Origin of the sequence: Spiroplasma endosymbiont of Glossina fuscipes fuscipes (assembly GCF_049669535.1) — a bacterium.
In the GTDB taxonomy this organism is placed as follows: domain Bacteria; phylum Bacillota_I; class Bacilli_A; order Mycoplasmatales; family Mycoplasmataceae; genus Spiroplasma.
Window position 1 is genome coordinate 304,513 of record NZ_CP187162.1, and the last position, 21,911, is coordinate 326,423.

General features: G+C 30.7%; 26 protein-coding genes and 2 tRNA genes. 24 read left to right on the plus strand and 4 right to left on the minus strand.

What is annotated here, in order from left to right; all coding sequences use genetic code 4:
* Positions 1 to 5: 5 nt before the first annotated feature.
* Positions 6 to 428, minus strand: coding sequence for a pantetheine-phosphate adenylyltransferase (coaD, locus tag ACOBWH_RS01820; RefSeq protein WP_424526820.1), 423 nt, complete (start codon positions 426 to 428; stop codon positions 6 to 8).
* Positions 429 to 656: 228 nt separating this feature from the next.
* Here coaD and ACOBWH_RS01825 point away from each other — a divergent pair, with 228 nt between their 5' ends.
* The 7 genes from ACOBWH_RS01825 (at position 657) to ACOBWH_RS01855 (ending at position 10,259) form a co-directional block, all read left to right on the plus strand.
* A complete protein-coding gene (locus tag ACOBWH_RS01825; protein ID WP_424526821.1) occupies positions 657 to 2,324 on the plus strand; it encodes a ribonuclease J in 1,668 nt (555 codons plus the stop codon).
* A 101-nt stretch (positions 2,325 to 2,425) separates the two neighbouring features.
* Complete coding sequence (locus ACOBWH_RS01830) at positions 2,426 to 5,392, plus strand: DNA translocase FtsK (protein ID WP_424526822.1); 2,967 nt, start codon at positions 2,426 to 2,428, stop codon at positions 5,390 to 5,392.
* 151 nt (positions 5,393 to 5,543) lie between these two features.
* Complete coding sequence (locus ACOBWH_RS01835) at positions 5,544 to 6,410, plus strand: energy-coupling factor transporter ATPase (protein WP_070406445.1); 867 nt, start codon at positions 5,544 to 5,546, stop codon at positions 6,408 to 6,410.
* Positions 6,398 to 7,315, plus strand: a complete 918-nt coding sequence (locus ACOBWH_RS01840) for an energy-coupling factor transporter ATPase (protein ID WP_424526823.1) — start codon at positions 6,398 to 6,400, stop codon at positions 7,313 to 7,315. The genes ACOBWH_RS01835 and ACOBWH_RS01840 overlap by 13 nt, the downstream gene beginning before the upstream one ends.
* Positions 7,316 to 7,319: 4 nt before the next feature.
* Complete coding sequence (locus ACOBWH_RS01845) at positions 7,320 to 8,285, plus strand: energy-coupling factor transporter transmembrane component T family protein (RefSeq protein WP_424526824.1); 966 nt, start codon at positions 7,320 to 7,322, stop codon at positions 8,283 to 8,285.
* Positions 8,285 to 9,025 carry a tRNA pseudouridine synthase A gene (locus ACOBWH_RS01850; protein WP_424526825.1) on the plus strand — a complete coding sequence of 247 codons (741 nt, stop codon included), beginning with the start codon at positions 8,285 to 8,287 and terminating at the stop codon, positions 9,023 to 9,025. Before ACOBWH_RS01845 ends, ACOBWH_RS01850 begins: the two co-directional genes overlap by 1 nt.
* A gap of 148 nt (positions 9,026 to 9,173) precedes the next feature.
* Positions 9,174 to 10,259: a hypothetical protein gene (locus ACOBWH_RS01855; RefSeq protein ID WP_424526826.1), complete on the plus strand. Its 1,086-nt coding sequence runs from the start codon at positions 9,174 to 9,176 to the stop codon at positions 10,257 to 10,259.
* 222 nt (positions 10,260 to 10,481) lie between these two features.
* Here the strand turns inward: ACOBWH_RS01855 and ACOBWH_RS01860 are convergent, their stop codons facing one another.
* Both ACOBWH_RS01860 and ACOBWH_RS01865 read right to left on the minus strand, forming a co-directional pair.
* Positions 10,482 to 10,661: a DNA-directed RNA polymerase subunit alpha C-terminal domain-containing protein gene (locus ACOBWH_RS01860; protein ID WP_424526827.1), complete on the minus strand. Its 180-nt coding sequence runs from the start codon at positions 10,659 to 10,661 to the stop codon at positions 10,482 to 10,484.
* Positions 10,618 to 10,896: a DNA-directed RNA polymerase subunit alpha C-terminal domain-containing protein gene (locus ACOBWH_RS01865; protein WP_424526828.1), complete on the minus strand. Its 279-nt coding sequence runs from the start codon at positions 10,894 to 10,896 to the stop codon at positions 10,618 to 10,620. Before ACOBWH_RS01865 ends, ACOBWH_RS01860 begins: the two co-directional genes overlap by 44 nt.
* A 235-nt stretch (positions 10,897 to 11,131) precedes the next feature.
* Between ACOBWH_RS01865 and ACOBWH_RS01870 the strand changes: the two genes are divergently transcribed.
* The 8 genes from ACOBWH_RS01870 to ACOBWH_RS01905 all read left to right on the plus strand — a co-directional run bounded on the left by ACOBWH_RS01870 (position 11,132) and on the right by ACOBWH_RS01905 (position 16,175).
* Positions 11,132 to 11,208 (plus strand) — tRNA-Ile (locus ACOBWH_RS01870).
* 16 nt (positions 11,209 to 11,224) lie between these two features.
* Positions 11,225 to 11,300 (plus strand) — tRNA-Ala (locus ACOBWH_RS01875).
* A gap of 271 nt (positions 11,301 to 11,571) precedes the next feature.
* Positions 11,572 to 12,501 (plus strand): hypothetical protein, encoded by a 930-nt coding sequence (locus ACOBWH_RS01880; protein WP_424526829.1) that lies wholly within the window; start codon positions 11,572 to 11,574, stop codon positions 12,499 to 12,501.
* Between the two features lie 98 nt (positions 12,502 to 12,599).
* Complete coding sequence (rplI, locus tag ACOBWH_RS01885; RefSeq protein ID WP_231918056.1) at positions 12,600 to 13,052, plus strand: 50S ribosomal protein L9; 453 nt, start codon at positions 12,600 to 12,602, stop codon at positions 13,050 to 13,052.
* Between the two features lie 3 nt (positions 13,053 to 13,055).
* On the plus strand, positions 13,056 to 14,429 hold the full coding sequence (dnaB, locus tag ACOBWH_RS01890; RefSeq protein WP_424526830.1) for a replicative DNA helicase: 1,374 nt from the start codon (positions 13,056 to 13,058) through the stop codon (positions 14,427 to 14,429).
* Positions 14,430 to 14,494: 65 nt separating this feature from the next.
* Entirely contained in the window at positions 14,495 to 15,709 is a 1,215-nt protein-coding gene (locus ACOBWH_RS01895; RefSeq protein WP_424526831.1) for a lipoprotein, read from the plus strand.
* On the plus strand, positions 15,709 to 15,894 hold the full coding sequence (locus tag ACOBWH_RS01900) for a 23S rRNA (pseudouridine(1915)-N(3))-methyltransferase RlmH (RefSeq protein ID WP_424526832.1): 186 nt from the start codon (positions 15,709 to 15,711) through the stop codon (positions 15,892 to 15,894). Before ACOBWH_RS01895 ends, ACOBWH_RS01900 begins: the two co-directional genes overlap by 1 nt.
* 32 nt (positions 15,895 to 15,926) lie before the next feature.
* Complete coding sequence (locus tag ACOBWH_RS01905) at positions 15,927 to 16,175, plus strand: 23S rRNA (pseudouridine(1915)-N(3))-methyltransferase RlmH (protein WP_424526833.1); 249 nt, start codon at positions 15,927 to 15,929, stop codon at positions 16,173 to 16,175.
* A 270-nt stretch (positions 16,176 to 16,445) separates the two neighbouring features.
* Here ACOBWH_RS01905 and ACOBWH_RS01910 read toward each other — a convergent pair whose 3' ends face one another.
* Positions 16,446 to 16,709 (minus strand): hypothetical protein, encoded by a 264-nt coding sequence (locus ACOBWH_RS01910; RefSeq protein WP_424526834.1) that lies wholly within the window; start codon positions 16,707 to 16,709, stop codon positions 16,446 to 16,448.
* Between the two features lie 310 nt (positions 16,710 to 17,019).
* On the opposite strand from ACOBWH_RS01910, the gene rpsJ reads away from it, so the two are divergent.
* The 9 genes from rpsJ (at position 17,020) to rplP (ending at position 21,910) form a co-directional block, all read left to right on the plus strand.
* Entirely contained in the window at positions 17,020 to 17,328 is a 309-nt protein-coding gene (gene rpsJ / locus ACOBWH_RS01915; protein ID WP_424526835.1) for a 30S ribosomal protein S10, read from the plus strand.
* A gap of 64 nt (positions 17,329 to 17,392) precedes the next feature.
* On the plus strand, positions 17,393 to 18,163 hold the full coding sequence (rplC, locus tag ACOBWH_RS01920; RefSeq protein ID WP_424526836.1) for a 50S ribosomal protein L3: 771 nt from the start codon (positions 17,393 to 17,395) through the stop codon (positions 18,161 to 18,163).
* A 22-nt stretch (positions 18,164 to 18,185) separates the two neighbouring features.
* Positions 18,186 to 18,812 (plus strand): 50S ribosomal protein L4, encoded by a 627-nt coding sequence (gene rplD, locus ACOBWH_RS01925; protein ID WP_424526837.1) that lies wholly within the window; start codon positions 18,186 to 18,188, stop codon positions 18,810 to 18,812.
* Positions 18,812 to 19,099, plus strand: a complete 288-nt coding sequence (gene rplW, locus ACOBWH_RS01930; RefSeq protein ID WP_070406459.1) for a 50S ribosomal protein L23 — start codon at positions 18,812 to 18,814, stop codon at positions 19,097 to 19,099. The genes rplD and rplW overlap by 1 nt, the downstream gene beginning before the upstream one ends.
* A gap of 55 nt (positions 19,100 to 19,154) precedes the next feature.
* The gene (rplB, locus tag ACOBWH_RS01935) at positions 19,155 to 19,991 is read left to right on the plus strand and encodes a 50S ribosomal protein L2 (RefSeq protein ID WP_424526838.1); all 837 of its coding nucleotides are present in this window, start codon (positions 19,155 to 19,157) and stop codon (positions 19,989 to 19,991) included.
* An 85-nt stretch (positions 19,992 to 20,076) separates the two neighbouring features.
* Complete coding sequence (rpsS, locus tag ACOBWH_RS01940; protein WP_424526839.1) at positions 20,077 to 20,352, plus strand: 30S ribosomal protein S19; 276 nt, start codon at positions 20,077 to 20,079, stop codon at positions 20,350 to 20,352.
* 28 nt (positions 20,353 to 20,380) lie between these two features.
* Complete coding sequence (gene rplV / locus ACOBWH_RS01945; protein WP_070406461.1) at positions 20,381 to 20,719, plus strand: 50S ribosomal protein L22; 339 nt, start codon at positions 20,381 to 20,383, stop codon at positions 20,717 to 20,719.
* 19 nt (positions 20,720 to 20,738) lie between these two features.
* Positions 20,739 to 21,497 carry a 30S ribosomal protein S3 gene (gene rpsC / locus ACOBWH_RS01950; protein WP_424526840.1) on the plus strand — a complete coding sequence of 253 codons (759 nt, stop codon included), beginning with the start codon at positions 20,739 to 20,741 and terminating at the stop codon, positions 21,495 to 21,497.
* Positions 21,497 to 21,910, plus strand: coding sequence for a 50S ribosomal protein L16 (rplP, locus tag ACOBWH_RS01955; protein WP_424526841.1), 414 nt, complete (start codon positions 21,497 to 21,499; stop codon positions 21,908 to 21,910). Before rpsC ends, rplP begins: the two co-directional genes overlap by 1 nt.
* Position 21,911: the final 1 nt, after the last annotated feature.

The window sequence follows — 21,911 nt, forward strand, 5'->3', positions numbered from 1 at the left end:
ATGTGTTATTTTTTTAGTTGTTCAATTTGCTTTAGAAAGGTAGAAGAAATTTCAGTTAAACCATAATCAGCAACAAAAAAAATTGTTTCAACATTTTCATTTAATTTTTTATTGGCAAAGGCTAATTCCATTTCATATTTTAGGTCATTATTATTTCGTAATCCTCGAATAATATAGTTAACTTTTAATTTTTTTGCAAAATCACTAGTTAACATTTCATCATTAATGACAACTTCAATGCGAGGATTAATTTCTTGACAAACAGCAGTAACTTTTGCTGCTCGAATTTTAATGTCAGTCTGTCCTGTTTTTTCTAAGTTATTTGTAACAATAACATATAATTTTGAAAAGAGAACACTTGCTTTCTTAATAATATTAAGATGCCCATCATGAATGGGGTCAAAATTACCTGGAAATATTGCTTTCAATGTTATTTTCACATCCTTTATTAATACTTTTATTATTTTAACTGAAAAAATGTGCTATTATAATAGTAATAAGATATTTTTTTAATTATTTGTGTATTTTTTTAATACTAATGTATAATAATTAAGATTACATTTATTTAATTTAAGAAAACAATGTAAAAAACATTTAAATAATGAAATATAAATGCGTATTAAACAAAAAAGAATAGAAAGAAGTAGATTTTAATTATGGCAAAAATTAGTTTTTTCGCTCTTGGGGGTCTAGATGAGCGAGGTAAGAATTTATACTGTATCGAAGTAGAACAAGATATTTTTATTTTTGATGCAGGAACAAAGAACCCTGAACGGGGGATTTTAGGAATTGATGTAGTAATATCAAATTTTGATTATTTAAAAGAAAATCGTGCTCGTATTAAGGGGTTTTTTATTACGAAACCTTCTGATGAGTGTTCAGAAGGATTGACTTATATGTTAAAAGAATTACCAGTACCAGTTTATGGTAGTGATTTAACATGTAATGTTTTAAAATTCCACTTACAACGTTTTAAAGTACGTGGTAAAGAAGAATGTTTTAAAGTTATTAATGCAAAAGATGTCCTTGATTTTGGGACATGTCAAGTTGAAGTTTTTTCAACAACAACAAATATGCCTAATAGTTTTGGGTTTGCATTACACACATCAGATGGAACAATTATTTATACGGGAGATTATATTTTTGATGCTAAAGCTGATTCAAATTTTGCAACTGATTTACAACACTTAAATCAAATTGTTGCTAAAAATAAGGTATTATTATTTTTATCAGAAGCTTCAACAGCATCACGCCGCGATTATACTGCACCAAACCATAAAATTAAAAATTATATTGAGCGAGCAGTGAAAGAAGCAGAAGGGCGAATTATTTTAGCTTGTTTTGACCAAGATTTACATAAAATTAGTGAACTCTTTGACTTAGTACGAGAAAATAATATTTCAGTTGGAATTTATGGTCAAACTTTATTAGAATCATTAAAAGTGCTATCAGATAGTAATAAATTAAACTTTAATGGTATTAATATTAAAGTTTTACAAGAAGCGGCTAAAGAAGAAAAATCTTTAATTATTGTAACTGGTAGTGGTGAACGTTTATATAGTCGTTTAATTAAAATTGCTTCTGGAAATGATGATATTTTAGATATTAAAGAAAGTGATATGATTATTTTAGCGACACCACCAAATCCAGGAAGTGAATTAAACCATGCGAATGTTTTAGATGAATTAGCACGAACTGTTGCAAAAACAATTGCTTTATCGGATAAAAAAGTTTGAACAATGACAGCGAGTTATGAAGATGTTAAGTTAATGAGTTCAATTATTAAACCAAAATACTTTATTCCGGTCAAAGGATTATACAAAGATTTCGTTCAAGCAAAAACTGCTGCAATTGAAGCTGGAATTAACCCAGAACATATTTTTATTGTCGATAATGGGGATGGTGTTGAATTTGTTGATGGTGAATATACAAAAACAACAAACAAAGTAAAAACAGCTGATTTATATGTTGATGGAATTGGAGTCGGTGATATTGGCGCTGTTGTTTTAAATGAACGAAAACAATTGGCAACTGATGGTGTTGTTATTATTGGTGTTTCAATTGATGGTAAAACAAAAGAATTAGTTTCATTAATTGATACACAAATGCGAGGAGTAATTTATATTCAAGAAAATAATGATATTTTTCGTAAGATGCAAAGAGTAATTACTGAAATTATTGAGAAACATTATAAAAAAGCTGTTGCTGGTGAAATGTATGATGTTAATGAAGTTAAAAATGAAATTAGATCAACAATTAGTTCATTTGTTAAAACTGAAACAGGAAAAACACCAATTATTTTAGCAATTGTGAATGAAATTTAATTTTATGATATATTTATAGTAGATAAATATTTGAAACTTTTAAATGTATGGTCATATTTAAAGTAATTCTTAAATATTTAGGATTTTAGGAGGGCTGCACCATGAAAAAGAAATCTTATGATGATCACCTTTTAAATGATCATAATGAGAACACTGCAATCTTAAAAGTCGAAAAAAAACAACGCCGCAATGATTCAATCGGGTGAGTAATTAGTGCATTGTTAGTTACTTTTTTTACGATTCTTGCGGTGGGCCGAATTACTTTAATTGGGCAATTTTTGGATGATGTTTTATTTACTTTTGCCTTTGGTTGATTTAAGTATCTACTATATTTAGTATGCTTAATTCTAGGGGTTACCATTTTTATTGGTGTACGAATTAAATTAAAACGTCGGGTATGTTGAATGATTATTAGTTTTGTCATTTTATCTTGCTGATTAGTAAGTAGTGTTTTATTGATTTATCAATATGCTAATGGTCAAATTGCTTTTTTTAATAAAACTGTTTTTTTAGACGTTATTAATAATTATTTACAACATTGACAAGATGCTTCAATTTTTAATTCTAATCCGAGTCATCCAATTACTTTTATTGGGTTTAATGGTGCTTGAATTACTTTATATGCTGGTGGCGGAATTATTGGAAATTTCCTGGCGGGAATTTTTAGTTATACGACAATTTTTGGTTCACTAATTTTCTGTTTATTAGCGTTTTTATTATGAGGAAGTTGAGTAATAACTGGGACAGCTTGGGGGTTATTTTTGTTAAAAATACAACGTCAACAACAAGGATTACGAGTGTTAAGATTATCGGCTAATCGTCGGCAAAAACAAAATATTTACCAATCGTTTAACATTCCTGACGAGGAATTATTTTCAGCACGGCAAGTAATGCATACAACTGAAGCGTCAGATATTACCATTCAAATGCCTTCTTATACTGCTTTACATGACCAACGGTTAATTGATGATTTAATTGCTGATGATTTTGTTGGAAAGAAAAAAGGGAAACAAAATTATGTTCGTTTTGATGAACAAGAAGCAAGGCAATCAGGAATGCGCTCTGATAAATTTAATGATTATAATCCAACAGCATTGCAACGTGCACCAAACGCCCCTTTCGCACCAGAACAATATATTCAACCACGTAATCGTCAAAACAATAATTATTCTAATAAAAACATTGACGATTTACCAGTGTATAGTTCTGCTTATGGTAAAGACGTTAATATTGATGCTGCTCGTGATAAGCTGAATTCGGAAACAAATATCACGCCGTTTGGGAAAATTAATCGCAATCTTAATCCAACTAAAGTTAAACAAACATCATTTTATGATGATTATGTTCAGGTTGAAGATTTTAATTCAGAACCACAAGACTATGACCAATTTGATTCAACTGTTCTTAATGATGATGGGATTTATCATCGTCAGAGTAATCAACCAATTTTTAATGAACCAGACCCTTATCAGTCAGAATATTATCCCCCTTATGAACCACCATTAATGAGCGGGAATAATTTTGGCATGCCACCACAACAACGCCGTGCTTCAAAACCAAAAACAATTGAAGTTAATAAAAAACTTAGTCAAGCTGCGCCGCGACGTAGTAGTTTTAATAATCCCCATTATAAATTACCAAATTTGGGGTTGTTAAGTCCAAAAGAAGATAACCGTCGGAACAATGAACGTAATAAAACTTCGGCTCAAAAAAAGGCTGGCAAAATTAATGAGGTTTTTCATCAGTTTAATATTGCTGCTAGTGTCCAAGGAGTTAACATTGGTCCAACAATTACTAAGTTTGAAGTTCAGATGCAACCAGGTATTAAAGTTAATAAAATTATGAATTTAGAAAATGATTTAAAATATGCTTTAGCGACCCAAAATGTTCGAATTGAAGCACCAATTCAAGGTAAGTCAGCAGTTGGAATTGAAATTGCAAATGAAATTAGTAACAAAGTAACATTACGTGAAATTATGGAACGAGTGCCATTAGAAAAACAAAATAAGAAGCTTTTAGTGGGAATTGGTCGTAGTGTTAATGGTGAAATTATTTTTGTGGAATTAGATAAAATGCCGCATTTATTAGTTGCGGGGTCAACAGGAAGTGGAAAATCAGTATGTATTAATACGATTTTATCATCATTATTATTACGAACAAAACCATCAGAAGTTAAATTATTATTAATTGATCCAAAACAGGTGGAATTGGCCGTATATAATAACTTACCACATTTATTAGCACCAGTTATTTCTGATACAAAATTTGCAAATGCAGCTTTGAAAAAAGTTATTGCAGAAATGGAACGCCGTTATAGTATGTTGTCAGAACGTGGGGTTAGAAATATTGAAACATTTAATAATAAAGTTTCTCCAAAAGAACGTTTACCATACATTGTTGTGGTGATTGATGAGTTAGCAGATTTAATGATGACAGCTGGAAAAGATATTGAAGACTCAATTATGCGAATTACTCAATTAGCCCGAGCAGCAGGCATTCATATGGTGATTGCAACGCAACGTCCTTCAACGGATGTTATTACTGGGGTCATTAAAACAAACATTCCATCACGAATTTCTTTTTCTGTTGCTTCTGCAATTGATTCGCGAACAATTTTGGATCAAGGTGGCGCTGAAAAATTAATTGGTTATGGTGATATGTTATATGCTCCGGCTGGGCAGAATATTCCAACGCGAGCACAAGGAGCCTTTATTTCTGATGATGAAATTCAACGATTAGTTGATTTTTGTCACGCTCAACAAGAACCTGATTTTGATGAGGAATTCTTAAATATCGAAAATTCTAATGAAGTTGGTGGTGGAAATGAAGGGGAAGACATTGATCCAATGTATAATGAAATTAAACGTTTTGTAATCTTAAATCAAAAAGCATCGACATCGTTAATTCAACGGAAATTTTCAATTGGTTATAATCGTGCAAGCCGGTTAATTGATGCCTTAGAAGACAATGGGATTATTGGACCACAAAATGGTGCGAAACCACGCGATGTTTATATTCAAAATATTGACTTAGATGATAATGATTTTAATAATAACGGGCAGTGGTAGTTGCTATTGTGAAAAATAAATTTTTTGTTTTTTATTTATAATATTTATATATAATTAAATATGAAATTGGAAAGATAAAATTTCAATTAATATTTAAAAATATTAAGATATAATTAAACTATTATGTAATTAACATTGAGGATGAGAAAAAATGGCAAAAAAAGCAAAGAAAACAAATTCAAAATTAGAGAAACTAAATGATATTTCATTAAAATTAACTGATGTTGAATTTCGCTACCGTGAAAATCATCCTAATGCCGTTGATGGAGTGAGTTTTGAAATCAAACATGGTGAATATGTGACGATTATTGGCCATAACGGGAGTGGAAAATCAACAATTAGTAAAATTATTATTGGTGTTTTACGTCCCCAAAAAGGAAAAATTGAAGTTTTTGGCAATGAAGTTCATTCATCAACGCTGACTGGAATCCGTAAATTCTTAGGAATTGTTTTTCAAAATCCAGATAACCAATTTATTGGGTCAACTGTGCGCGATGATATTGCTTTTGGATTAGAGAATCGCCAAATACCACAAAAAGATATGCAAGCAATTATTGACAAAGCTGCTGCAAAAGTAGGAATGACTAATTTTCTTGACCATGAACCATTAATGTTATCGGGGGGACAAAAACAGCGTGTTGCGATTGCTTCGGCGTTAGCATTAGAACCTGATATCATTATTTTTGACGAAGCAACAAGTATGTTAGATCCAAAAGGACGGAAAGAAATTAAACAAATTATGGTTGATTTAAAAGAATCACGTGAAAAAACAATTATTTCAATCACCCATGATATGGACGAAATCTTAAATGCTGATAAAGTTATTGTAATGAATAAGGGGCAAATGGTTAAATGTGGAAAACCACATGAAATTTTGTATGATGAAGAATTCCTAAAATCAATTCATTTAGATGTGCCCTTTGTTTCGCGAGTAATTGATAGTTTACGTTTAAATGGATTAAATGTTAAAAATACGCTAGATCTTAGAGAGTTGGTGGATGAAATATGTCAAAAGTAAAAAAGAAAACTAAAATTGAGGCCTTACAAAACATTGACATTACATTTACCGATGTCTCTTATGTTTATGCACCAAAAACACCATATGAATATAAATCATTGCAAGATATTAATTTAGTTATTAAACCCGGGAAAATTACTGCTGTTATTGGTTCAACTGGAAGTGGAAAATCAACTTTAATTCAGCACATTAATGGTTTATTAATTCCAACAACCGGAGTTGTTGATGCAAATGGTTTTATTATCAAGGCAAAGCAAAAACGGATCAGAAATATTAAACAATTACGAAAATCAATTGGTTTAGTATTCCAGTTTCCCGAATATCAGTTATTTGAAGAAACAATTGAAAAAGACATTATGTTTGGTCCAGTTCATTTGGGGGAGAGTAAAGACGTTGCTCGGGAAAATGCTAAGAAATATTTAACAATGGTTGGTTTACCATTAAATTATCTAGAACGTTCACCGTTTGACTTGTCAGGAGGACAAAAACGAAGAGTTGCGATCGCTGGAATTTTAGCAATGGAAGGAAATACGTTAATTTTAGATGAACCCACAGCGGGATTAGACCCTGAAGGAGAAGAAGACTTTATTAAATTATTTTCCCGGATTAATCAAGAACAAAATAAACGAATTATTTTAGTTACTCATAATATGGATCATGTGTTAGAAATTGCTGATGAAGTTGTTGCTTTAAAAGATGGGAAAATTGTTAAAATTGGAACACCTTTTGAAATTTTTAAAAACAAAGAGTTATTACAAACACTTTTAATTGAACCACCAAAGATTTATAATTTAATTTATCAATTAAAAGAAAAAGGATTTGATTTATCAGATGCTGACATCCGGAACATTGATGAATTAGCAAAAGAAATTATTCAACGTAAAGGTCAAAAAGGAAAGGGATAAAAAGATGCGCTTATCATTTGGACGTTATATTGCCTATAATTCCGTTGTTCATCGAATGGACCCACGGGTAAAACTATTTATGTTGTTATCATTAATGATATCAATCTTTTTTTCAACTGGTTTTACTGGCTATGCCATTCTAGGATTAACCATTTTTACGTTGTTTTTTTTAGCAAAATTACCACCACGGTTGTTAGTATCATTATTAAAACCAATTTTATTTATGTTTGTCGTTTTATTATTAATTAACTGTTTTTTAGTAACCGATGGTTATATTGGTTGACACTGAGGTGGAAAAGCGACAGCAACTGGTCCTTTTGCACCAGATGGAAAGAGCTGATTTGCTTTTTCGGAAAAAGCCGTTTTTAATGCGTTATATATGGCTTGTCGGATTTATTTAATGATTATGATTACAACAATTTTAACAGCAACAACCCAACCATTGGATTTAACATTAGCATTAGAGGATTTATTAAGTCCTTTAAAATTAGTTCGTTTCCCGGTTCATATTTTATCAACAATTATTTCGATTGCATTACGAATGATTCCAACACTAATTGAAGAGGCTGGTCGAATTATGAAGGCCCAAGCTTCGCGAGGGGTTGATTTTCGTAATGGTCACTTTAAAGATAAAATTAAATCAACAACAGCTTTGATTATTCCGTTATTAGTATCAGCTTTCCAAAAGGCAGAAGATTTAGCTTATGCAATGGATGCTCGTGGTTATGATCCTCATGCTAAACGAACACGTTATCGTCATTATCTTGTTCATTTTCCAGATATTTTATTATTTATTTTTGGTGTTGGGGTTGCAAGTATTATTATTGCGCAATCAGTGACAATGGGTCAGTATCAAACTTTTTATGAGGTTTGATACTGAGGAACAAATGGCTGAACATTTGGAAAAATCCCAACTGGATTCTTACAAATTCGCATTCCCCATATTGATGATTTTGTTTTAGGATGATAATGTTATCGTTATTATTAACCCTTGAATATGATGGTTATGATTATAGTGGTTGAGTTAAACAAAAAAATGCAAGAACAATTCAAGGGGAATTGGAATGAGCATTTTTTGGCATTTGTCAGCAACCAATTTGAACATTAGGAGCTAGTAAGACTGATGCTGGTGTTCATGCTTGTGATCAAAAAGTTCTAGTTAAGATTCCTTTTCAACCACGAAACATAGCATTTTTTATTAAAACAATTAGTAAAAGTTTACCAATTAATATTAATATTAAAGGTTATCGAGTCGTTGTTGATAATTTTAGTGTTCGTACAACAAAACTAAAAGAATATGTTTATACGATTAATGATCATGCCTATGATCTCATTAATCATCGCTATGAATTAAAAGTTGATGAATTATTGAATATTAAAAAATTACATCAAATTAGTCAGGTGTTTGTTGGTGAGCATGACTTTGCTTATTTTTCAGGAGTAAAAAAAGGCGAAGAAATTACTACGCGTCGTATAATTAAAAAAATTTATGTTAAACGAAACAAAGCAAAAAAAATTGAGATTCATTTTATTGCAAAAGGTTTTATTCGTTATCAAATTCGGATGTTAACACAAAATATTTTAGCATGTTATTGGGGTAAAATTAGTTTAGAACAATTAACAAAAAATTTAAATTATCCCCCAGTTGGTCAAACAACAAAATATTGTGCAAAACCATATGGTTTATGTCTAAAAAAGATTAAATATTAGAGAAAGATAGGTTTTATCTTTTTTTATTTTTTAAAGCAATAATCTATTAATCAAAAAATAAATATGATACTATATATTATTTCCTTTTTTTATGCTATAATGTATGTAATAGAGTATGGGCAGAAGATAGGGTAAATGAGGTGTAGTAATGAATAATGGCTTTTATATCTTACCAAATGAAGAAGGATATTTAGTAAAGTCACATGATACCAATAGTGAAATAGCATTATTTAGAAGTCGTCGTGATGCCGAAGTGTTTATTAGTACACTAACGTTATCACCATCAATATCAACAGTTCCACAATATTCAACACCGCCACAACAAGTTGTTACACCGTATCCTGCGGCTAGTGGTGCTTCGCCACAAGTTTTTTTTATTCAACAACCAGCGCCAGCACCATATCCATATTATCCAATGATGCCACCAATGCCACCGATGGGAATGCACCCAGGAATGTATCATGGCATGTATCCAAACAACTGAACACAAAATAGTTGTGGTGGAGGATGCACTTGTGGCCATGGCGGATATAATGAGCATTGATACGAAGATTATCATAGAAAAGATTCTACGGAAAAAAAGTATCAGGGCAGTAGAAGGGATAATGATTTAAGAAAACGCGATGGTGATGATGATCATCAACAAAGTAATCGTGGATTTAGTGCCGAAAATAATGAGTTAAAAACCGGAACGGTTGTCTCAAATCTTAATGAAACTAAAACTGAATTAGGACAAACAGCACAAGGAGAACCAATAACACCTGTTACTGCACAGCAACAATATAATCCTGCACCGACGATTGTTACAAATGAACCACCTTTAGAACAACAAGGAACTGAGTTACTTGGGGGCACTGTACCAACACAACAAACATTTGCAGAACAAGGTGCACCCACAGAACAACAACCAAATCAAAATCAAACTGGTATAGGAAATCCAGAATATTACGAACAGGCTTTTGTGACCAACCCGGTTTATATTAACCAAGATGAAACACAACAATCTCAGGCAGCAGTAAAACCAATTGATTTAAGCGATGATGATTTCTTTAGTTTTATTAATGATGATGATTTTAATCATAATCCAGAAATGTCAAAGAAAGAAACAAAACGTTTAGCAAAAGAAGAATTAAAAGCGGCAAAATTACAAGCAAAGTTAGAAAAACAAACTCGTAAAAAATCAAATCGCGCGAATGTTAATGATATTGAAGATTTAAATCCGATTGTAAAATAGAAAGTAATTTAAATTACTTTTGTAATGTTTCTTTTAACTAAAAATATATTAATAAGAACCTTTTCAGGTTGTTATTAATATATAAAGTTAGGAGAGACATTTTTATATGTTTAGAATTTGTGTTGTCTATTCCTAATTTTATTTAGTCTTTCTGCAAAAAAAATGAATAAATTATTTGCGATAATTTATTCAGTGTTGTTTATTTTTAAACCTAATTTTAATTTAGAATTTAATTAAAAAATTATTTGCTAATTGATAGCAATTTAGTTTTTTTTGCTTTTTATTAGTTACTTTGAAATGTCAATCTAATTCGTTCATTTTTTGTCTAATCTCGGCTAATGATTTTCTTGTTAAATTCTTAATGTTTTTTAATTTCATCTTCTGTTTTTGACAAAAAATCATGTATTGTATAAATTCCTGATTCTTTTAAACAAATTTGTGTACGTTGTGTCATTTCTAAATCGTCAATACTACGATTTTCTAACTCTAAACGTTCTTGATATTCTATTATTTCTCATTCTGTGTTTGCTGGTAAGACAGTTTGATTTTGAATATCATATGAATTATTAGCTATTAGATTTGGAATAGCTCCAAAGGTTATAGTTGTAATAATTAATAAGTTAAAAATTTTTTTCATTTGTTGTCTCCTTTCATTTTTCATAGTTGATATTAAAAATATTTTAGCATTTAATTTTTAACTTTTTAAGTGAAACTATATAGTCTGAATTACTTTTTTATTTTTTTAAATTTTAGTAATATATTAAAATTTTAAATTGGATAAGGGCAATTAAAATTATTCCATTATTTTTTAAAATATTTTGGTTTTATAGTTGTTTTTTAAACAAAATTAATGTTATAATAATTTAGGTTTTCGGGCTATAGCTCAGTTGGTTAGAGCGCACCCCTGATAAGGGTGAGGTCGATGGTTCAAGTCCATTTAGCCCGACCATTTTTTATCTAATTTTGGGCCCGTAGCTCAGCTGGGAGAGCACCTGCCTTGCACGCAGGGGGTCGACGGTTCGATCCCGTTCGGGTCCACCATTTCAAGTATATTTAATTTAAATAAGAAACAATAAATAAAACATATCAAATTCCCATTGATATGTTTTTTTAATTTTTTAGAAAAAGTTATTTTATTAAAAGACAGATAATAAAGATTAATTTAGATAAATGGTCAAGCGTGAGTGTTAACAAGTAGATAAATTTTAATTAAGGGGTTATAAAAGTTTTAAGAGGGAGTACTTTAATTAATCCTGTTTTTTTGGTATAATACATTTAATATAGAAACAAAAAATATAATCAGGGGTGAAGTATGTCAATTTTTGATAAAAATGAAAATGAAAGATATGCATATTTTTTAACAAATTTTAAAGAAATTTTATCTGATTGGTCAGTGATGGTTAATGATCAATTTATTAAATCGTCGTTAGATAATTCATCAACTAAATTATTTGGTATGAATGTTGATAAGGCAATTATTTTTTTTAATATTAATTTAGAACTAAATAGTACCCTACGAGAATTAGGGGTTATAAAAGAAAGTTATAGTATTGATTTAATCAATGACTTGGAATTAGATTTAAATAAGAAATTAGACCAGAAAAAAGAACAAAAAAATTATGATGTAATTTATAATCAAATTGATACTTTTTTTGTTGAAGATTCAGAATTGTTAAAGTTTTGTGAATATACTTTAAATGTTGTTAATTTATCAACAGAAACAGATGGTCCAAATATTATTGCTTTAAATAATTATAAGTCAATTGCCTTTGGCAGTTACTCAACTAAAATTCATGAATTATTAGATTGATTTGGAATTGATGTTGTTGATACTATTAGTAATGGTTATAAGGTCAAACGTTTTGGTGTAAAGGAAAATCATTTTGGTGGTAATAGAAAATTAAGACGAAAACCAGAATTTACATCAAAGCGATCATTTGATAATGATAATGATGAAGAAGAAAAAATTAATAAGGAAGCAATCTTTACGGAGTATTTTGCTAATAATGGTGATATCAGTGCAAAGTTAACGGTGTTAAATAAATTACTACCATTGTTAGAAGAAAAACGAGTAGATATTAAAGAATTTAATCCTAAGTTAGAATATGATATTTTTAGTTTTTTACAACATACAAAATATCGTAATTCATTAACATACCAAGAAGATCCTGATGCAGAAAAACGGTTAGACAAGGTTTTTAAAAAAGCCGTTTTATGTTTATACTTATTAGATATTGGCTAAAAACGAATTGTACAATTTGTTTTTTATTGTTTTTTTTAAAATGATAAAAGAAGTCTTTTTTTAAGATAGTTTTCCTATATAATTGATAATAGGTGATTATGATGAAAGTGATTTTAATTAAAGATGTTAAGGGAAAAGGTAAGATTAATGATGTTATTGAAGTTTCGGATGGTTATGCCAAAAATTATTTAATTAAAGAAGGATTTGCTATTCCAACAACCCCAACTAATTTAGCAAAGTTAAATGTTGTTTTGTCCGAACAAAAGGTTCAAGCAGCAGCAACTAAAGCAACGTTAGAAGCACTAAAAGCGACTTTAGAACAATTGACATTAAATTTTAAATTAAAAGTTCATGATAATAAAACTTTTGGTTCAATCTCGTTAACTCAAATTGAAGATCGTTTAGCAAAAGAATTTAATTTAAAGATTGATAAAAAGAAATTTCTTGATAATAATAATTTAACAAGTTTTGGGCTGCACTATTTAAAAATTAAATTAGCCCCTAATTTAATTGCAACTTTGAAAGTAATGGTCGATAAAAAGGAGAGTTAGGTAATGGATAACTTAAGCAAAAAAGAGTTAAATAAGATTAATGTTATTAATGATGCTGAAAAAAATGTTTTAGCAATTATTTCTCATTCAATTGCTGCAGCAGAAGAAGTTTTTTCAATTTTAACAGAAGAAGATTTTACAGTAATGAATTATAAAGTTATCTTTAAAGCCTTGCAAGAACAATTCTTGGCTAAAGTAGCTATTAATATTACTACTTTAAGTAATTATATGTTAAAAAATAATATGTTAAATAAAATTGGGGGAATTGAGTTCTTAACAGATTTATTTCAATCATATACGACTGATGCAAATCTAACAGAGTATCTAGATATTATTATTAAAAATACAACATCACGTCGTTTAAAAGCAGTTCTTGAAAATATTCATCGTGAAATTGAAACTCATCAACCAATTGATGAAGTTGTTAGCAAAGCTGAAAAAGAAATTTTAGATGTTAAAAAAGAACGTAAAGGAAACTTATTTAAAACATCATTTGATGAAGTTGATAAAGTTTTACAAAAAATTGAATTGTTAGAGAATTCTGGTGAGATGTTAACAGGTAGTCCAAGTGGTTTTCGTGATTTAGATCGAATGACATCAGGTTTTCAAAAAGGAGATTTTATTATTTTAGCAGCGCGACCATCAATGGGGAAAACAGCATTAGCTTTAAACTTTGCTGTTAAATCTGCTGCACAATCAAAAAAAGCTGTGGCGATTTTTTCAGTTGAAATGCCAGTAGAACAATTAATCCAACGGATGATTGGGAGTTATTCGACCGTAGATTCAGCAAAAGTTCGTACCGGAAAAGGTTTACAAACGCGTGATTGAGAAAACATTACCAAAGCTGCTGATTTTTTAAAACAAACTAAATTGTTTATTGATGATACGCCAGGATTAAAAGTTATTGAATTACAATCAAAACTTCGAAAACTATGTCGTGAAAATGAAGTTGGATTAGTTGTCATTGATTATTTACAATTATTAAGTACAGGAACACATTTTGGTGATTCACGTCAGCAAGAAGTTTCAACTATTTCACGACAATTAAAAGCTTTAGCACGAGAATTAGAAATACCAATTATTTGTTTATCACAGTTATCACGATCAGTTGAAAAACGAGAAGATAAACGGCCAATTATGTCAGATTTACGTGACTCGGGGGCAATTGAACAAGATGCTGATATTATTATGTTTTTATTTCGAGAAGACTACTATGCAACACATGATCCAAATAATTTAGATGTTCCATTGGAAACAGAAAAAGCACAATTAATTTTATCAAAACATCGAAATGGGCCAACAGGTAGTGTTGAATTATTATTTGTAAAAAAACATGGTTCATTTGCTGATTATGGTTTGCAAAATTCTAAAATTTAGGTTAACATTTTAGATAGTAGCAGATGCAATTATATTAAATAAACGCTTAGGAAAAGAGGTCTAAAATGCGTAAATTATTATCACTTTTTACAGCATCAACTTTAATCACAACATCAACAACTTCACTTGTTGCTTGTAATACAACACCGCAAGGAAATCCGGTGCCTGTTTTTGTATATAATGGGAATCAAAAATTCAGTCATGCGCCAACAGTAACTGGAAAGTCAGTTAATGGAATTGATAATGCCGCTGAAGCCGGGAAAGATGAAACAGGAGCTCCTTATGAATATGGTTTACAAGGGGGAAGAATGGGATTAATTAGTAATGTCATTGTTCCATTTTTAACGGGAATAAATTTAACAAAAGACAATAGTAAGACAACGGGAAAAGGAGCAAACTGAACACCTGAACAAATTGCGGCAGGATTGCAAGGACAAAAAGATAATATTATTACAAATGCAAAGACTGATGGTTCTGATCCGTTTGATAATACAAAAAAGATTGACCAAAAAACATTATGAAAAGAATTCTTTGCCAACTATTCAACTAGTTATGATTCATATTTTGAGCAAGTAGGTGTAGTTGCAGATGAAAATCCAGCTGTTTTAGATCATACTAATCAAAATTTGATGACAATGACTGGTAATGCAGAAAAAACATCAAATAAGGATTGAGTGAAAGATCATACTTGAGGTACTAAGAAGGGGCCATACACACCGCCATCATTAAAAACTTTATCTCCAGTTGCGACAATTTTAGACTGATTAAATGATTCAAATAATAATTATAGTAAAGGGTTTGACCAAATTAATGAAAACCGTGGGTATCAATCAGCTCGTTATATTGCAATAACAATTCCAAATGTAACAATTCGCTTTGAATTTCAGGGTGAGCATAAACGCTTTACTTTTTCAGCGACAATTGATAAATTAGTTGCTTATGCTAATTACTTGGTTTATAAAAATCCAAATAGTAGTACGGACAAACCAACATATGCACATCAATGGTTTTTCCTTAGTTATGGTTTTTATGATTTTAGTACATTAAAAAATGATGATTATCATGACTATAATTTTAAGATTCCAGGTCTTAATATCGATCCAAATATTAGTATTGCCTTAGGATATGTTAAAAAGGGTGATAAGGATGGGATTTTAACAGCTGATGAAGATAAGAAAGTTGATAAAGAAGGTCAATTTTCGACATTATCACCAGATTATGCCTTTCCTGATTTAAAATGAAGAATTAATGTTGATTCAATGACAGATCAATACAATTAATGGATATTAAAATTTTAACAGTTGGTTCATTAGATAAAACTTTTTTGGTAACTGGATGTGCAATGTTTCTGGAACGCATCAAACATTATGCTAAAATAAAAGTCATTGAGATTAAAGAAATTATTAATAAAAATGAACAAGTGGCAATTAATGAACAAACAGCATTAGTCATAAAAAAGTTTTAGATTATTCGGATTATTACAAAGTATTATTAGTTTTGAATGGCCAACAATTAACAAGTGAAAAAATTGCTGCTTTAATAGCAGATGTCAAAGATTTTAAAAAAGCAAAGTTAATGTTTATTATTGGTGGTAGTCATGGTTTTAATTCGGTAATCCAAACACAGGTTACTTTTCAATTAAGTTTTGGTGCAATAACATTACCGCACCAATTATGCCGTTTAATTCTATTAGAACAAATTTATCGTGGTTTTAAAATTATTAATAATGAAGTTTATCATAAATAAATTAGCAGTATAAAAAGTTCTCCTTTTTATATTTTTTTATTTTTTGACTCTTTTTTTCGGTTGTGTTCCTTGTCTCATCATTTCAATTTTTCGTTTTCGTGCTAATTCAGAAAGACCAGTTGTTTTTTTTCTAATAATAATTGACGATAATACGGACTTTTTTTTTTTTTTTTGGGGGGGGGGCTAGTTTAACAACTTTAACACGGTCGGCAACAGTCATATTATTAACATCAATATAATTAGGGTCATCAGTTTTAAAAGCTTGTTTTCTTACTTGGTTATTATTTTTTTGGCATTTAATAAGATTTTATACATTGGATTATTTTTATCAATTATTTTTTTCTTATCAAGTTGTGGTTTTTTAGTTGTCTTGCGGTATACTTCATGGGCTCGTGATGTTTTACGTGCTAAATTATCAAACTCAATTTTAACTATTTGGGCTTTAAATTCCTGGATTTTTTCATAACGTAAATCATGCTTAACATTTGTTGATTTTTTTCATATGATGGTTTTATCATCTTTTTTGTTTGCCATTTTTCTCCTCACCTTTTGTTACTTTTATATAATAATAATTATAACGAGATTAAAAAAAGAATAAAAGGTAAGATAATATTTTTCTGTTATTGGGTATTATGAGCACAATAAGGACCATTAATTTAACTGCTTTTTAGATATTAATTTTTATTATTTTTTTCAAAAAAATACTTGCATTATTGATTGTTATCCAATAAAATAAATTAGCATGTATATTCTGTGGAAACATCTTTTTTGGTCTATCTTTGATACACTGATAGGAGTTGTCAATGTTTACACAAAAAATATAAATAAATTAGGAGGAAAAGTAATGGCTCAAACTAAAATGAGAATAAAATTAAAAGGTTATGATCACCGTGTGGTTGATCAATCAATTCAAAAAATCATTGAAGCAGCCCAAGCCGCAGGAGTAAAAGTTAAAGGACCAATTCCTTTACCAACTGATCGTGAAATTATTACTATTTTACGTGCAACTCATAAATACAAAAATTCGAGAGAACAATTTGAAATGAGAACACATAAAAGAATTATTGACATCATTAATCCTGATGGTCCAAAAGTAATTGATACTTTAAAACGTGTTCAATTACCAAGTGGTGTTGAAATTGAAATGAAATAAATAATCATTCTTAAATTTAATTTATCAGCAAGATATACATGACGTATTTTCAAGGAGGAAAGAAATGAAAGGAATCTTAGGACGCAAAATTGGTATGACACAAGTTTTTGCTACCGATGGTAGATTAATACCAGTTACAGTAGTTGAAGTACAATCTAATGTTGTTTTACAAGTATTAACTAAAGAAAAAAATGGTTATCAAGCACTTCAAATAGCTGTCGAAGATAAAAGAATTAACTTGGTTTCAAAACCAGACCAAGGACAATTTAAAAAAGCGAATACAACACCTAAGCGCTTCGTTAAAGAAATCAGAAACATGGATGGCTATAATTCTGGCGATATTATTAAAGCTGATATCTTTACTGCTGGGGAATTCGTTGATGTAACCGGAACTTCAAAAGGAAAAGGATTTACAGGTTCAATCAAACGACACAACTATTCGCGTGGACCAATGGGCCATGGGTCAGGATACCACCGTGGAGTTGGGTCAATGGGACCAATTGCTCCAAACCGCATTTTAAAATCGAAAAAAATGCCAGGACATATGGGAACTGAAAAAGTAACAATTCAAAATTTAGAAGTAGTTGCAATTGATACGGTAAAAAACGCCTTATTAGTAAAAGGTTCAATTCCGGGACCAAACAAACAGTTTGTAGTTATTAAAGAAACAATCAAAGGTTTAACACCAAAAACACCAACAGAGCTAATTAAAAGAACTGTTGACCCAAAAACACCAGAATCCGAAATTAAAACAGAAAAACCAGTTGACATAGTTGTTGAAGCACCTGTTGAAGCAGCACCAGCAACTGATGCACCAGCATCGGTTGCAGAATAGTTTTGTAGAAAGGAATTTTAGAATGAAATTACAAGTACTTGATGCGAAGGGAAGTAGCATTAAAGAAATTAGTGTAAATAAGACAATCTGAGGGATTGAGTCACATCAACAAGCAATGTTTGATGCTGTTGTCGCGCAACAAGCTTCAATGCGTCAAGGCACACACAAAACTAAAACAAGAACTGAAGTATCTGGTGGGGGAAGAAAACCTTGAAGACAAAAAGGTACTGGTCGTGCTCGCCAAGGGTCAATTAGAGCACCACAATGAAAAGGAGGAGGGATTGTATTTGGTCCAACTCCAGAAAAAAATTACTTGAAACATGTTAATAAAAAAGTAAGAAAATTAGCAATTAAATCGGCGTTATCATTAAAAACACAAGATAAAAATTTAGTGGTAATTGATCAATTTGGAATTGAACAACCTTCAACAAAAGCAATGGTTGAGGTTTTAAATAATTTAAAAGTTAATGATGAAAAATTACTAATCATTACAACAGAAGGTGATGAAGTTAATTTTAAATCATCACGTAATATTAAAAAAATAAATATAATTACATCTGCTGGAATTAACGTTTATGACTTGCTAAATGCTGACAAGTTATTAATAACAGAACAAGCAGTAAAAGCAATTGAGGAGGTGTACGCATAATGCATATTACAAATGTCATTAAAAAACCAATTTTATCAGAAAAAACATATCGTAATATGGCTGATGGTGTTTACACTTTTGAAGTAGCACGTACTGCTAACAAAGTTCAAATTAAAAAAGCTTTTGAGAAAATCTTTGAAGTAAAGGTTGAAAAAGTTAATGTTATTAATTATGACCCAAAAGAAAAGAAAATGGGAAAATTTGTTGGAGAAACAACTTATACAAAACGTGCAATCATTAAATTAAAACCAGGAGAAAAATTAGATTTATTAGGAGAAGATAAATAATTCCAGGAGACACTATCTGGGACTGTTTATTGGCGAAATAGGAGGATAAATAAAAATGCCAATTAAGAGTTTTAAACCAGTTACACCGAGTCGTCGTAATATGACAACATTAGATTATTCCGTACTAACAACTGATCGTCCGGAAAAATCATTAATTGAGACTCGGAAAAGACATGCTGGTCGTAATAACCAAGGGGTTATTACCACAAGACATAAAGGTGGCGGTCATAAAGTTAAATATCGAATTATTGACTTTAAGCGAAATAAAGATGATATTGTTGGCAAAATTGTCACAATTGAATATGATCCAAATCGTAATGCCTTTATTTGTTTAGTTAATTATGTTGACGGTGAAAAAAGATACATCTTAGCACCAAAAACAATTAAAGTTGGAATGCAAATTATTAGTGGTGAGAAAACTGATATTAAAGTTGGAAACTGCATGCAATTAAAAAACATTCCAGAAGGGACAGTACTTCATAATTTAGAATTACGTCTTGGCAAAGGTGGACAATTAGCGCGTGCAGCGGGTTCATCAGTTCAATTACTAGGGAAAGATGAAGATGGTAAATATGTTACAATTCGACTAACTTCTGGTGAAGTTCGCAAGGTTTTAGCTGAATGTCGAGCAACTATCGGAGAAGTTGGAAATGAAGACTATGGCTTAGTAAATTGAGGAAAAGCAGGACGTAACCGTTGACGCGGAATTCGCCCAACTGTTCGTGGATCAGTTATGAACCCGAATGATCACCCACATGGAGGAGGAGAAGGAAAAGCTCCTGTTGGGCGTAAAGCACCAATGACACCATGAGGTAAAAAAGCATTAGGAGTAAAAACTCGTAATAAGAAAAAAGCTTCAACTAAACTAATTGTTAGAAGACGTACTAAATAATCTTGCTAATTAGAGTCAAATATGACTAACAGTAGTTGAAAGTAAAGATTAAAATTAGAGAGATTATTTAAAAGGAGGTACAACAATGTCACGAAGTTTAAAAAAAGGACCATTTGTTGATAAACATTTGCAAAAAAAAGTTGAAGCATTAAATGCAATAAATAAAAAAGAAGTTGTTAAGACTTGATCAAGAAGAAGCGTTATTTTCCCTGAATTTGTTGGTCATACATTTGCCGTACATAACGGGAAAGAACATATTCCCGTTTATGTTACTGAAGATATGGTTGGTCATAAATTAGGAGAATTCTCACCAACGAGAAAATTTGGTGGCCATGGCGATGATAAGAAAAAGAAAAAATAATTAAATTCAGAAAGTGAGTATTATATAAATGGATGTAAGAGCAAACTTAAGAAGTATTCGAATATCGCCACGAAAAGTTAGATTGGTTGCCGATTTAATTCGTAACAAAAAAGTGGGAGACGCAATAGTTATTCTTAACAACACAAACAAAAAATCATCAGTACCAGTTCAAAAATTAGTAAAGTCAGCAGTAGCAAATGCTGTTAACAATAATGGGTTGGATGCTGATCGCTTATTTATTAAAGAAATCTTCGTTAACGAAGGGCCAACATTAAAACGATTCCGTCCTCGTGCCCACGGACGAGCATATGAAATTTTAAAGAGAACAAGTCACATCACAGTTACTGTTAGTGATGGACAGCAATAAGAAAGGAAGATAACAAGATATGGGTCAAAAAGTTAGTCCAACTGGATTACGTGTTGGAGTTATTAAAACATGAGATTCAAGATGATATGCTGAAAAGCAAGATTATGTGAATTGATTGCATCAAGATATCAAAATTAGAAAAGCTCTAATGAAAAAATTAAAAGGAGCTAGTGTTTCTAAAATTGAAATTGAGCGAACAAAAAAAGAAATTGTTATCTTTATTAGAACTGCTCGTGTTGGTGTTGTCTTAGGGCAAGAAGGAAAAAACATCGCAGAATTAGTAAAACTAGTAAGAGTTACAATTGGTGATCGTAAAATGGAAGTAAAAATTAATGTTGTTGAAATTAAAAACCCTGATACTGATGCACAATTAGTCGCAAATACAATTGCGGAACAAATTGTTAATCGTGCATCATTTAGAACTGTGCAAAAGTTAGCAATTAAAAAAGCAATGAAAGCTGGTGCTCAAGGGATTAAAACTTCTGTCGCAGGACGTTTAGGTGGCGTTGATATGGCTCGTACCGAAGGATATACCGAAGGAACAGTGCCATTAGCTACTTTGCGTAGTGATATTGATTATGCTTTGGTTGAAGCTTTGACAACTTATGGTCAAATTGGTGTTAAGGTTTGAATTTGTAAAGGTGAAATTTTAAGTAAAGATTTAGTCACAACTAGTGATGAAAAACCAAAATTTGAACGAAGAGATTTTGATCGTTCAAATAATAATCGTCGTGAGTATCCACCAAGATCACATTCTGCTCCTAAGGAGGCAAAATAATGTTAGTACCAAAAAGAACGAAATATCGTCGTCCACATCGGATTAAATACGAAGGAAAAGCAAAAGGGAATACTAAGGTTGATTTTGGAGAATTTGGATTACAATCACTAGACGGAGTATGAATTACAAACCGTCAAATCGAAGCAGCACGGATTGCCATGACTCGTTATATGAAACGTTGAGGAAAGGTTTGAATTAGAATTTTTCCCCATATGGCAAAAACCAAAAAACCATTAGAAGTACGGATGGGATCAGGAAAAGGTTCACCAGAAGAATGAGTAGCAGTAGTTAAAACGGGAACTGTTATGTTTGAAGTGGCAGGAGTTTCAGAAGAAACAGCCCGTGAAGCGTTACGTTTAGCAATGCATAAATTACCGGTGAGATGTAAGATTATAAAAAAAGGAGAAGAGTAAG